The sequence below is a fragment of the Solibacillus sp. FSL H8-0538 genome, from assembly GCF_038003525.1.
Classification (GTDB): domain Bacteria; phylum Bacillota; class Bacilli; order Bacillales_A; family Planococcaceae; genus JBBOPI01.
Genome location: NZ_JBBOPI010000001.1, coordinates 3,679,113 through 3,692,004 on the forward strand (window position 1 = coordinate 3,679,113; position 12,892 = coordinate 3,692,004).

Annotated in this window: 14 protein-coding genes; 4 read left to right on the top strand and 10 right to left on the bottom strand. The window is 40.0% G+C overall.

Going from position 1 to position 12,892, the window contains the following annotated elements; all coding sequences use genetic code 11:
- Both MHH87_RS17650 and MHH87_RS17655 read right to left on the bottom strand, forming a co-directional pair.
- Positions 1-306, bottom strand: a complete 306-nt coding sequence (locus MHH87_RS17650; protein ID WP_340750730.1) for a DUF4870 domain-containing protein — start codon at positions 304-306, stop codon at positions 1-3.
- A 200-nt stretch (positions 307-506) separates the two neighbouring features.
- Positions 507-722: an acyltransferase gene (locus tag MHH87_RS17655; RefSeq protein WP_340750731.1), complete on the bottom strand. Its 216-nt coding sequence runs from the start codon at positions 720-722 to the stop codon at positions 507-509.
- 203 nt (positions 723-925) lie between these two features.
- Here MHH87_RS17655 and MHH87_RS17660 point away from each other — a divergent pair, with 203 nt between their 5' ends.
- Positions 926-2,239 (top strand): globin-coupled sensor protein, encoded by a 1,314-nt coding sequence (locus MHH87_RS17660; RefSeq protein ID WP_340750732.1) that lies wholly within the window; start codon positions 926-928, stop codon positions 2,237-2,239.
- Between the two features lie 196 nt (positions 2,240-2,435).
- Here the strand turns inward: MHH87_RS17660 and MHH87_RS17665 are convergent, their stop codons facing one another.
- The 4 genes from MHH87_RS17665 to adh form a co-directional block, all read right to left on the bottom strand.
- Entirely contained in the window at positions 2,436-2,924 is a 489-nt protein-coding gene (locus tag MHH87_RS17665) for an acyl-CoA thioesterase (RefSeq protein ID WP_340750733.1), read from the bottom strand.
- Between the two features lie 86 nt (positions 2,925-3,010).
- Complete coding sequence (locus tag MHH87_RS17670; protein WP_340750734.1) at positions 3,011-4,438, bottom strand: aldehyde dehydrogenase family protein; 1,428 nt, start codon at positions 4,436-4,438, stop codon at positions 3,011-3,013.
- A gap of 307 nt (positions 4,439-4,745) precedes the next feature.
- Positions 4,746-5,099, bottom strand: a complete 354-nt coding sequence (locus MHH87_RS17675; protein ID WP_340750735.1) for a DUF779 domain-containing protein — start codon at positions 5,097-5,099, stop codon at positions 4,746-4,748.
- A gap of 21 nt (positions 5,100-5,120) precedes the next feature.
- The gene (adh, locus tag MHH87_RS17680; protein ID WP_340750736.1) at positions 5,121-6,668 is read right to left on the bottom strand and encodes an aldehyde dehydrogenase; all 1,548 of its coding nucleotides are present in this window, start codon (positions 6,666-6,668) and stop codon (positions 5,121-5,123) included.
- Between the two features lie 300 nt (positions 6,669-6,968).
- On the opposite strand from adh, the gene MHH87_RS17685 reads away from it, so the two are divergent.
- From MHH87_RS17685 to MHH87_RS17695, 3 genes are all read left to right on the top strand, one after another.
- The gene (locus tag MHH87_RS17685) at positions 6,969-8,123 is read left to right on the top strand and encodes a polysaccharide deacetylase family protein (RefSeq protein WP_340750737.1); all 1,155 of its coding nucleotides are present in this window, start codon (positions 6,969-6,971) and stop codon (positions 8,121-8,123) included.
- A 71-nt stretch (positions 8,124-8,194) separates the two neighbouring features.
- Positions 8,195-8,899: a 23S rRNA pseudouridine(2604) synthase RluF gene (rluF, locus tag MHH87_RS17690; RefSeq protein ID WP_340750740.1), complete on the top strand. Its 705-nt coding sequence runs from the start codon at positions 8,195-8,197 to the stop codon at positions 8,897-8,899.
- Positions 8,900-8,960: 61 nt separating this feature from the next.
- On the top strand, positions 8,961-9,680 hold the full coding sequence (locus tag MHH87_RS17695; protein ID WP_340750742.1) for a DUF6904 family protein: 720 nt from the start codon (positions 8,961-8,963) through the stop codon (positions 9,678-9,680).
- A 50-nt stretch (positions 9,681-9,730) separates the two neighbouring features.
- Here MHH87_RS17695 and MHH87_RS17700 read toward each other — a convergent pair whose 3' ends face one another.
- The 4 genes from MHH87_RS17700 to MHH87_RS17715 form a co-directional block, all read right to left on the bottom strand.
- Positions 9,731-10,228, bottom strand: coding sequence for a cupin domain-containing protein (locus MHH87_RS17700; protein ID WP_340751045.1), 498 nt, complete (start codon positions 10,226-10,228; stop codon positions 9,731-9,733).
- A gap of 239 nt (positions 10,229-10,467) precedes the next feature.
- A complete protein-coding gene (locus MHH87_RS17705) occupies positions 10,468-11,175 on the bottom strand; it encodes an ABC transporter ATP-binding protein (RefSeq protein WP_340750743.1) in 708 nt (235 codons plus the stop codon).
- Between the two features lies 1 nt (position 11,176).
- Positions 11,177-11,950 (bottom strand): ABC transporter ATP-binding protein, encoded by a 774-nt coding sequence (locus MHH87_RS17710; protein ID WP_340750745.1) that lies wholly within the window; start codon positions 11,948-11,950, stop codon positions 11,177-11,179.
- Entirely contained in the window at positions 11,947-12,885 is a 939-nt protein-coding gene (locus MHH87_RS17715) for a branched-chain amino acid ABC transporter permease (protein ID WP_340750747.1), read from the bottom strand. The genes MHH87_RS17710 and MHH87_RS17715 overlap by 4 nt, the downstream gene beginning before the upstream one ends.
- Positions 12,886-12,892: the final 7 nt, after the last annotated feature.

The window sequence follows — 12,892 nt, forward strand, 5'->3', positions numbered from 1 at the left end:
TTATACCCAACGACCAACAATTGGGTAATTCCACGATGTTTCGTTTAGTGCTTTGACAATCCCAATAATCGGGGCAACTACCCACATCAATAGGAACACGATTAAGAATGGAAGGCCAATTATAAAAACGCTGAAGAAGCCTGAAATTGCTACTAAAATCCCCATCACAATTTGAAATAATAATGCCTGAATAGACAAACGTTTTACCTCTTCATCCGAACTAATTACGAAAAATAATATCGGTACTAAAAATGGCGCAAAAAACGCACTGGCATGAATAATTACTTTTGACCATTTTAAATCCATGTATATCAACCTCTCATATTTACTTTTTTTAGTCGTTAAGAAAGTATGACTTTCTTAACGACATAATAAAGGACATCCTCTCGCCCTCTAGTTTGGGGCAAGATGTATCTGTTTAATTTACTACTAGTTATACGAACTAGTTGCCAAAAAGATTCTAAAAAAATGAGCTACACCAAAATAGTGGCGTAGCTCTACACACATCAATATGGCCCGAAATCATCCGGACGATCTTCACCAGCTTGTGGAAATAGGAAATACGAAATAAACGCTGCTAAAACTGCCGCGCCTACTACAATTAACACTTTATTCACTGTTGGAACTTCGTTGTATTTGTTTACCAGCATAAAACCTGAAGAAACAGCTACGACAATAGACAATGGAATAACAAATTTTAAACGACCTTTATAAAATTTCATACGTAACTTCCTTTACTCATATTGGAGAAAATATTTCAACAATCAACATATATTTTACAGTGTTTGAAAATAAAACACAAACTGTACTAAACTTCAATTACCAGACGAAATAGTGGTGTTCATTTTGCAAAAACATAGTAAAATAGATAACATACAATTCAATAATATTACTAATTTGAAACTTGTAAGAAACGAGGAAAACGATGATTACTTGGCTTTCTAAATCTGCAAAAAATGCAAACAAACCGTTTTTTGAAACGACTAAATTCATCCGAGAAGTCCATCTTGATGTTTCAAAATATCCTGATTTAAACAAACAGCTCCAATTATTAAAGCTAACAAAAGAGGACTTAGCCATAGTAAAACAACTACAACCACATGCAGGTGAACTGATTCCAGTTATGGTTGAACAGTTTTACGCTTCTATTAGTTTAAGTTCTGAGTTAATGACAATTATACAAAATACGACGCGCATTGAGAAATTGAAAGTAACTTTACATAAGCATTTAACCGAGATTTTTAATAGTCGCATCGACACTGCGTATATTGAAGAGCGAAAAGTGATTGCTCGTGTTCATGTACGCATCGGCTTAAAATCAAAATGGTATTTAGCTTCTTTCCAATCCTTAATGACGACCTTTATTGATTTTATTAATACAATAGAAATGCCAAAAGAAGACGCAACAAAAGCCATTAATGCTTTTTCTAAATTAATCAACTTTGAACAACAGCTTGTAATCGAAGCTTATGAAAACGAGGAAGAACGTATCCGTAATGAAGCAGAGGAGCTTAAACACTCGCTTGTACATACGATTCAAAATACCGCGAAGGAATTAAATGCGATTAGCGAAGAAACAAATGCTTCACTACAGGAAATCGCTGTACAAACAGATGAAATAGCTACAAGTACTGTACAAGGCTTAAATTTCGTTGCTGAAACAGAATTAAAATCTTCTGTCGGTAAAGATCATTTACAAACACAAACAAAGTTAATGACGACTGTTCTAGACCGTGTCGACGTATTAGAAACATCGATGGCTGCTTTACGTGTTTCTTCAAAAAAAATCTCAGAAATTGTTGGCCTAGTTACGGGCATTGCTGACCAAACAAACTTGCTTGCACTGAATGCGTCGATCGAAGCAGCTCGTGCTGGAGAGCATGGCAAAGGCTTTGCTGTCGTTGCCGATGAAGTACGTAAACTTGCAGAGGAAACGAAAAATGCCGTACAAAACGTGTCACATTTAATTAAAGAAACGGAAAACAATATTGTGAGTATGGCCGATTCTGTTAATAGTGTAGATACACAGGTGAAAATGAGCGTCGATACCCAACATAGTATAGCCGATTCCTTCAATTCAATTGCGGAGGCCGTATCTGGAATTAAAGAACAGTACATGAGTACTTCCGAAGATATCCAAACAATTTCAAATGTAATTACTGAATTGACGCAAGCAGCAACGCTCGTATCGTCATCATCTGATTCTCTTTTACGCGTTGTCCACGAACTAAATGATTAATAAGAAAAGCGTATTCGCGCCAGCTAACACTAGTATTGGAATTTTTTCCTGATCGAAAGGCGGTAGCCGTTAGCAACAAAAACGACACGTCCTTTGTCCAATTTAACTAACGTCGTGTTAGCCTCATGCACTTTATAAGCGACACGAATACCTCGCCCCATCTAATAAAAGCTGAGGCTGTGCAAATCGCACAGCTTCAGCTTTTTCTCTTCTGCATTAATACCCGTTTCGCTTTACGATGATCTCGGCGTAAAGGGCCTGTTTCAAATAGACGTCGCTCTTCATCTGTTTCTGGAAAAACTTCTGGGACTGCTGACGGCTTACCTTCATCATTCACTGCGACCATTGTGACGAAAGATTCCGTCGTCAAGCGCTTCTCTCCCGTTTTTAAATTACGTGATAAGACATGGACATATACTTCCATTGATGTACGACCTGTACTCGTCACGAGTGCTTCAAACTCTAAGACATCTCCAGCATGCGCGGGTGAAACGAAATCTACCGAATCAATCGATGCCGTCACCACTTCACTTTGAGCATGCTTCATTGCTGCAATTGCAGCAATTTCATCAATGTAGGCTAACACCTTTCCTCCAAAAATCGTGTTATGATGATTTGTATCGGGTGGTAACACTAATCGTGTTTGTATCGTACGTGACTGACCCATTGGCACTGCATTCCCCATGTAAGACACCCCTTAATTACTATTTATCTCCCTTATGTTACAAGTGAGTCTACTGAAATACAATTGTTTTGCTAAATAATAATCCACTAAAAATTGGTTTTAATCGTAATAAATTTTAACTCGGTCATTTCTTCTACTGCATACTGAATGCCTTCACGTCCGTAACCACTCATTTTCACGCCACCATAAGGCATATTATCCACGCGGAATGTTGGAATATCATTAATTATAATCGCACCCGCCTCCAGTTCGTCTGCCGCGCGCATTGCATCTGTTAGTACATTCGTGTAAATTCCCGCATTTAAGCCCAGTTTCGAGTCATTTACAAGTCGAATTGCCTCGTCTAATGTTTCATATGGAACAATTGATACGATTGGCGCGAATGTTTCCTCACACACTATTTTCATATCCGGCTGCACATTTGTCATTACAGTTGGTGTACAAATACGGTTTGTAAACTCGGCTCCAGTTGCCACAACCGCACCTTGCATTTTTGCTTCTTCTATCCATTTTTTAATACGGGCTACTTCGTCTAGGTTAATCATCACGCTCACGTCTGTGTTTTTATCAAGTGGATCGCCGATTTTTAACTTCTTTGTCTCTTCAACAAAGGCTTGTGTAAATTCATCACAAATCGAACTGTGCACATAAATTCGTTGCAGTGAAATACAAACTTGACCCGCAAAACCGAATGCGCCACCGACACAGCGCTTCACAATTTTTTCAAGCGGCGTAGATGGCTCCACAATGACAGCTGCATTTGAACCAAGCTCTAGGGTAATTTTTCGTAAGCCAATTTTTTCTTTTAGCTTTAAACCAACCGCACCGCTCCCGGTAAATGTCACTTTTTTTACATGTTTATGCGTTATGAGCGTATCACTTAACTCTCTCCCACCACCTGTGACGATTTGTAGTACACCGTCTGGTAAGCCTGCTTCTTTAAAAATTTCGGCCATCACAATTGAACTAAGTGGCGTTTGTGTAGCAGGCTTTAATACAACCGTATTACCTGCCGCAAATGCGGGTCCTAGCTTATGCGCCACTAAATTAAACGGAAAATTAAACGGAGAAATTGCGGATACGACACCGAGCGGAATCCGTTTTGTGTAGCCAATACGGTCCGTTACACCTGGTGCTGCATCTAACGGGATTGTTTCACCCGTCGACTGCTTCGCGGCTTCTGCTGCAAATTGATACGTCGCTATGGTACGGTCAATTTCTGCAAGTCCTGCTGACAGCGGTTTCCCTGCTTCCATCGCTATAATTTCTGCAAATTCATCTTTACGGCCGCGCATAATGTCGACTACTTTATATAAAATCTCTGCACGTTCATACGCAGTTGTTTTTTTGAATAATTGGAATGCTTCATGTGCTCCTTCAATTGCTCGTTCGACATCAGTAGGTGTTGCCTTCGCTACTTTTGCAATGACTTCACCCGTATATGGCGCTGTTAATTCATAGCTCTCCGCCGTGTTTTCCCAATGCCCATTAATCCAAAGCTTTGTTTCTTTCATGTGAAATGCCTCCATTTATATTTGTCTTCTATTCCTTCTATTGTGTAGCCTTAAGTTAGCTGAAAAAGTATCCTATAAAATTATCTACTATACCCAAACCTATTTTTAGTAGATCTTGTAGACCTAAATCCGACATGTTTAGTGCTTGTGTTCAATTAGTGACCTGCATAAAATTTTGAATAATTCATGGATTCCCTTTTTTCACTCACCCTCCCCGTTTATTCGATTATACGCCTCATTTGTTTCAGTGTGAAAAAAGTAAAAGCTGTGCCAATGTGGAATTCCCACTTTTGACACAGCTTCTAAATTAATTTAATTCAACTAGCTCTTCTTTGTTAAAAGCACGGGAGCGAGATAAAAAGCGTTTCCCTTCCACACCTTCTAAGGAGAACATGCCTCCACGGCCATCGACGACATCGATAATAATTTGTGTATGCTTCCAATAATCAAACTGATTTTTGTGCATGTAAAATGGGCTATCACCAATTTCACCGAGTAACACGTCCTGATTACCAAGCAGCAAATCGCCGTCCGGATAACACATAGGTGAGGAGCCATCACAGCAGCCGCCTGATTGATGAAACATCACAGGGCCGTGGCGTTCACGCAGTAGCACAATTAGCTCAAGTGCAGCATCTGTAGCGATGACTCGCTGAACCATCTACCTGCACCTCCTCTCATCTTAGAAGAAACCTAGTTTGTTTTCATCATAGCTCACAAGTAGATTTTTCGTTTGCTGATAATGACTTAACATCATTTTATGATTTTCACGTCCAACACCTGACATTTTATATCCGCCAAATGCAGCATGTGCTGGGTATGCATGGTAGCAGTTCGTCCACACGCGTCCTGCTTGAATACCCCGACCAAAGCGGTACGCCGTATTCATATCGCGCGTCCATACACCTGCACCTAAGCCATATAATGTATCATTCGCGATTTCAAGCGCTTCTTCTTTCGTTTTGAAGGTTGTGACAGCCACAACCGGTCCGAAAATTTCTTCTTGGAAAATACGCATTTTATTATGGCCTTTGAAAACAGTTGGCTTAATGTAGTAGCCATCTGCTAAGTCCCCTTGAAGTTGATTGCGATCGCCGCCTGTTAAGCATTCAGCGCCTTCTTGCTTACCAATTTCTATATACGATAATATTTTTTCCATCTGCTCTGTTGATGCTTGTGCACCCATCATTGTACTCGGATTTAGTGGATTGCCTGTTTGAATAGCTTCAACGCGTTGTAACACACGCTCCATAAACTTGTCATAAATCGATTCTTGAATTAATGCACGGGACGGACATGTACATACTTCACCCTGATTTAGTGCGAAAAGTACAAAACCTTCAACCGCTTTATCTAAGAACGCATCGTCTGCTTCAAAAATATCCTCAAAGAAGATATTCGGTGATTTCCCACCAAGCTCGAGCGTTGCTGGAATTAAATTTTGTGATGCATATTGCATAATAAGACGACCAGTTGTTGTTTCACCTGTAAACGCAATTTTGCCAATGCGTGGATTTGACGCAAGTGGCTTTCCTGCTTCTAAACCAAACCCATTTACAATATTTAATACGCCTGGTGGTAATAAATCTTCAATTAACTCAGCGAGCACCAAAATCGATACAGGTGTTTGCTCTGCTGGTTTTAGCACAACACAGTTTCCTGCTGCTAATGCTGGTGCAAGCTTCCAAACTGCCATTAGTAATGGGAAATTCCAAGGAATAATTTGTCCAACAACACCGATTGGCTCGTGGAAATGATACGCTACTGTGTTATCATCCACTTGGCTTAAACCGCCCTCTTGTGCTCGTAATGCACCTGCAAAATAACGGAAATGATCAATAGCAAGTGGCAAGTCCGCATTTAATGTTTCTCGAACAGCTTTCCCATTATCCCAAGTTTCAGCTACAGCCAACACTTCAAGGTTTTGCTCAATACGGTCCGCAATCTTCAGTAAAATATTACTGCGCTCTGTTACAGAAGTTTTACCCCAAGCATCTTTTGCCGCATGCGCTGCATCTAATGCAAGTTCAATATCTTCTTCAGTTGAGCGGGCTGCCTGTGTAAAGACTTTACCTGTTACTGGTGTGACATTGTCAAAGTACTGACCATTCGTCGGTGGTGTCCATTTACCCCCAATGAAGTTGTCGTAACGCGCTTTAAAATTGACAATTGCCCCAGCTGTGTTCGGATTTGCATATGCCCCTGTTGAGTTTAGAACTGCTTCTGTCATTGAAAATTCTCCCCTTTGCACAAAATAGTTTGTCCATACCTTCTAACAAGGCTGCGTGAAAACTCAGGCTGAAAAACTTTCTATCTGTAAAAAGGTACCTTCTATTAATATATTGACAGAAAACCCATTTTATTTCAATTAATAACCTTCAATTTTCCGAATTTACTGTTTTATTTTTTCTGCTATACTTGGTACGTATGTTTTATACAACAATATTACTTAAAAATAGAATTTATTGGGGGATATTAGTACGTGAGGAATTTGTTTTTAGTCGTGGTAGCATTGATAGGATTGATTACTATGTCAAATAATGAACGGGTATTGGCAGCTACACCCGTAATCACAATGACAGATGATACAACAGCACGGTTCACCCTTCAAAATGGACAACCCGTGAAATATATTACGCTCTCAAAAGGGCAGCACTTTGCCGCAACGAAATCAGATGGTTCGTGGTCCATTAAAGTCGGAAGCGGAATGGTAACTGTAGAAGACCGCCTCGTAACACCATCGAAGAAAAAAATTTCATTTGCTTCTTTAAAAAACAAAATTGAACTCAATACAAATACATTCGCACCTATCTATGCCGCACATGCTAAGAAGGGCAAACCAATTGCGACCATAGCCAAAAATATGCGTATTAGCTCAAATGGATTAAAAGGACAGTTTTATGAAGTAGTTATCGGGGGGCGTACCGGTTATATTCACTGTAATGATGTGAGTGCCGATACAGGCGTACCCGTTTTAATTTATCACCACTTCGTAAAAAATCAGGCAAACTCCGTCTATAAAGATAGCTCATCTGTATATGACATTGATCTTTTCGACCAGCAAATGAATTATTTACAGAAAAACGGATTTTCCACTATTACACTAAAGGATTTAGATTTATGGATGCAGCGCAAACAGGCATTACCTTCTAAGGCGGTTGTCTTGACGTTTGATGATGCCAATCTTTCTGTCGAAAAACTTGTTTATCCAATCTTAAAACGCAATAATATGGTCGCGACGACATTTATCATTGGTGATCGTGTAACGAATAACACTCCTGAATTTAATATGGAGACAGTTCAATTTGCAGGATACGCAGAACTAGCAGGCATAACGGATATTTTTGATTTGGAGTACCATACTTATGGGCTTCACGTCTTTAATTCCCTCACAGGAAAAAGCGGTCTACAATACGCTTCGGCTAATGCACTAAAATATGACTTCATCAACGCCAAAGAGGTGCTGTTAAAGGCAGACCCAACAGCCGTTCCGAGTTATTTTGCCTATCCGTACGGCAAGTATATCAAAGCGAATGAAGCTGTGCTTATTCAAAGTGGGATTTCTTTAGCCTTTTTAAATAAAGGCGGAAAAGCGGAAATTTCAAGCCCGCGCCTCTATATCCCGCGCATACCAGTTCAAGGTCATATGACGGTGAAACAATTTGCAAAAGCCATTCGTAATTAATTACTTCGTTACAGTCCAATTTATTTGGCTATATTGTATACTGAAGATATTCTAACTGTAGGTGAAAAAATATGCGTATAAATAAATTTTTAAGTGAAACAGGCATCGTGTCTCGTCGTGGTGCAGATAAATGGGTAGAAGAAGGTCGCGTAACAATAAACGGCGTACTCGCAACAGTCGGCAGCCAAGTCGAAACGGGGGATGATGTACATGTGGACGGCAAGCCCGTTCAAAAAGAAGAACAGCTTGTCTATATTGTCTTAAATAAACCCGTCGGCATTACAAGTACAACTGAAAAACACATTAAAGGGAATGTTGTTGATTTCATCGGGCATCCTTTGCGAGTTTTTCATATCGGACGTCTGGATAAAGATTCAGAGGGATTACTCCTTTTGACAAATGATGGAGATATCGTAAATGAAATTTTGCGTGCCGAAAACCATCATGAAAAAGAATATGTCGTGCAAGTCGATCAGCCGATTACAGAGGACTTCCTTCTCGATATGGCTTCAGGTGTTGAAATTTTAGATACCAAAACTCTTCCTTGCCGTGTGGAGAAAATATCTTCACATGTATTTAAAATCATTTTAGAGCAGGGACTCAATCGTCAAATACGTAGAATGTGTTCCGCGCTTGGCTATTCAGTCAAACGTCTGCAACGTATCCGCATTATGAATATCCATATTGGGAATTTAAAAGTGGGACAGTGGCGTGATTTAACAGCTAAAGAACGCACAGATCTATTCAAACTACTAAACTACACACCAAAACACTAAAATCCGCAGACTGTTCGTATTGTTTGGAGGCATGCGTACAGTTTTACTAGGGGGAACTTCCATGCTTTCCATTCATCCAACAGAGCATTTAACTGGTGCTCGTATTAGTGGTGACTTTTGGGATATCGACGAATTAGTAAATGCCATTTACCATGTCATCGGGGATGAAAATCGCTACTATGATTACCAAGGTTCACGCAATCGCCTACTCAGTATTTGCTTGGATTTACGCCATGCCACACAAGGTGAGCGTCAAATTGAATTCGTAACAAATGGTATACATAAGGGGATTTCACGCAAGCAGCAGCTTTTATTGCCAGAGAAAAATGTGTATTTTGCTGTAGAGATTTTAATGCCTGAGCTTATTTTTTGCGCACTGGCATTAAATGATTTCATTACGCTTCATAAAGAAATCATTGATGATTCAGAGTGGAATGAACAGATCGCAACAATTCGTAAATTCCAAGCACAAATTGCTGAATGTTTAGAGGGATTAATGGAAAGGGAGCATTACCTCGTCTTTTTCACGACACTTCATGCGAAATCACCCTTCTACTTCCGCTATGCCACGCAATATGTGGACGTGTTGAATCTAGAGTATTTATCTCTTTCCAAAGAAGAGCGCTCCCAGCACTTAACCGCCTTTGCGTTACGGTTACTGATGGAGGACGAGCCTTACAATGCACTCAAAAATCAGTTACTTGAAGCAACGAGTACTTCGAAACTTCCGCTGCACGAAATTCAACTACTATTAAAATACCCAGAAGAAATAGTCTGGTAAAAAAACGACACTGAACAAAGGGGTATCCCTCCTGTTTAGTGTCGTTTCCTTTAATCTAGCGTTTCATAGGCCATCTTACAAATAACTGCTTCATGCTGCGGATACTTTTCAAGTAACTCTGTTTGTGTGAAAAGTTCAAAATCAGCAAAATCAAAACCCGGTGCAACCATACAACCAACGAGGCTAAATGTATCCTGCTCCTCTACAGAAGAACCAAAAATCGCCTGCTTTGGAACAAGAACTTGTGGCACTTCTCCGGCTTCAATATTTAATCCAAGCTTTTTCGCCTCATAGTGCCCATCCGCATGAATAATATGAACCGTTAGCGCGCTACCACCATGATAATACCAAAGCTCATCCGACTGCAACCGGTGTAAATGTGAAATATCATTAGATCCGAGTAAAAAATAGATACTCGTAAACAACGGACGTTCACCTTGCGCGCAAGTAAGCTGCTCATCTGCACGGAATGTCGATTTAAAATAGCCACCTTCCGGATGTGCTTCCATTTGTAATTTTTCAATAAAATATTGTGCTGTAAACTCCATCAAATTATTTTCCCCCAAAACTTTAACATATAAGATAAGCACACCCTCCAAAATAAAGTGATATGATGTTCTTATTTACTTGAATATCCCCAAATTATACTCCTTTCTTTTAGAAAGACACAACTCGCCCAAAATAGGGCGAGTTGATGTCCTTACTTATGTGGTTAAGAAAGTTAAACTTTCTTAACCACCAAAAAAAGGAATTGCCCCTCGAAAAATCGAGAGCCAATTCCTAGACATTATAAACCACCTAAATAAGCAGCCTTTACTTCTTCACTTTCTTGTAATTCTTGAGCTGAACCAGAAAGTACAATTTTTCCTGTTTCAAGTACGTACGCCCGGTTTGCTACGGATAGTGCCATATTGGCATTTTGCTCAACAAGCAATACTGTTGTGCCCTCTTTATTGACCATTTCAATAATATTAAAGATGTTTTTTACCATGAGCGGCGCAAGCCCCATCGATGGTTCATCCATTAGTAGTAGCTTTGGTTTTGCCATCAGCGCACGGCCCATTGCAAGCATTTGTTGCTCCCCACCTGAGAGGGTACCAGATAGCTGCTTTCGACGTTCGTAAAGACGTGGAAACAGTTCGTAAACATGCTCCATATCTTTTTTGATGCCGTCGCGATCCTTACGAAGATAGGCACCTAGATCTAAATTTTCTTCTACGGTCATATTTGCAAAGACACGACGCCCTTCTGGTACATGTGAAATCCCAGTTTTTACAATGGACTGCGCTGCTTTCCCGTCAATCGCTGAACCTAAATATTCAATCGAACCGCGTTTTGGTTTTAGTAATCCTGAAATTGTTTTAAGTAATGTACTTTTACCTGCACCATTTGCACCGATTAATGTAACAATTTCACCTTCATTTACCTCGAGGGAGATTCCTTTTAACGCTTGAATATTGCCGTAGTATACATCGATGTCATTCACTTTTAGCATATTATTCTGTAACCTCCTCACCTAAATACGCTTCAATTACTTTCGGATTTGCAAGAATTTCCTCTGGTGTGCCATTTGCAATCAATTGCCCATGATCCAACACATAAATACGTTCGCAAATGCCCATAACCAGTTTCATATCATGTTCAATCAGAAGAATTGTTAAATCAAATTCTTTTCGAATAAACGCGATTAACTCCATTAAATCATGCGTTTCCTGTGGATTCATACCGGCTGCAGGTTCATCCAATAGCAACAGCTTTGGACCCGCTGCAAGTGCACGGGCAATCTCAAGGCGGCGCTGCATTCCGTACGGTAAGTTTTTTGCTAGCTCATCGCGATACGTATCCAGCCCAAAAATTTTAAGGAAAGATAGTGACTCCGATTCCATCTTCGCCTCACCTGAAAAATGTTTTGGCAGCCGTAAAATAGAAGAAACAATATTATGGTTGGCAAGCGAATGGTTTGCTACTTTTACGTTATCTAATACCGATAGTTCTTTGAACAGGCGAATATTTTGGAACGTACGACTAATCCCGCCGCGCGTTACTTTATACGGATCTAATCCTTGAATCTGCTTGCCATTAAACGTAATCGTTCCTTCTGTCGGAGCGTATACCCCCGTTAACATATTGAACGTTGTTGTTTTTCCTGCACCATTTGGCCCAATTAAACCAATAAGCTCGCCTTGGTTCATATATAAGTTTACATCTTGAACCGCTTTTAGACCGCCGAATTGAATCCCTAATTTGTCTACTGAAAGAAGAGTACTCATGCTTTCGTACCTCCCTTTTTACCAAACTTCAATAAATCAGTAATTTCCTTTGTCCCCATTAACCCTGTTGGACGGTAAAGCATAACAAGAATTAATACAAGCGAATATATAATCATACGTGTTTCCGGGAAGCCTTGTAAGTACGTTGAAATGACCGTTAAGAAAATAGCTGCGATAATAGAACCCGATAGACTACCTAGCCCACCAAGTACCACGAAAATCAAAATATCAAATGATTTTAAGAAACCAAACGCTGTTGGCTGAAGGATATAGAAATTATGCGCATAAATGGCTCCTGCAAGACCTGCAAAGAAAGAACCAATCGCAAATGCAGCTACTTTGTAATACGTCGTGTTAATCCCCATCGCATCCGAAGCAATCTCATCCTCGCGAATCGAAATACATGCACGACCATGACGCGAATTTGTAAAGTTTGAAATGACCAAAACCGTAATTAATACGCCAAAGAAAGCGTATGTCCAGTTCGATTGATGTGTCACCTGCATCCCTGCTGCTCCACCTACATAATCCACGTTTAAAAACACAATCCGAATAATTTCAGCGAATCCGAGTGTTGCAATCGCTAAATAATCGCCCTTTAAACGAAGTGTTGGAATTCCTACCAGTAATCCAGCGAGCGCTGCAAAAACGGCACCTGCTAAAATCGCGGTTGGGAACGGCATACCTAGCTTCATCGTAAAGATAGCAGAAATATATGCCCCTACTGCTAAAAACCCTGCGTGTCCAATCGAGAATTGTCCTGTTATCCCAATGACAATATGTAAACTCACTGCTAGCATAATATTAATACACATTGTAATAAGCATATTTTGATAATAGAAGTTGATAGCTCCTGTTGAAATCATTACTTGAACGACGGCATAGATTAATAGCGCTAAGATTGCATAGCCCCAAAAGACTTTAGACTTTTTCATGCTGCTC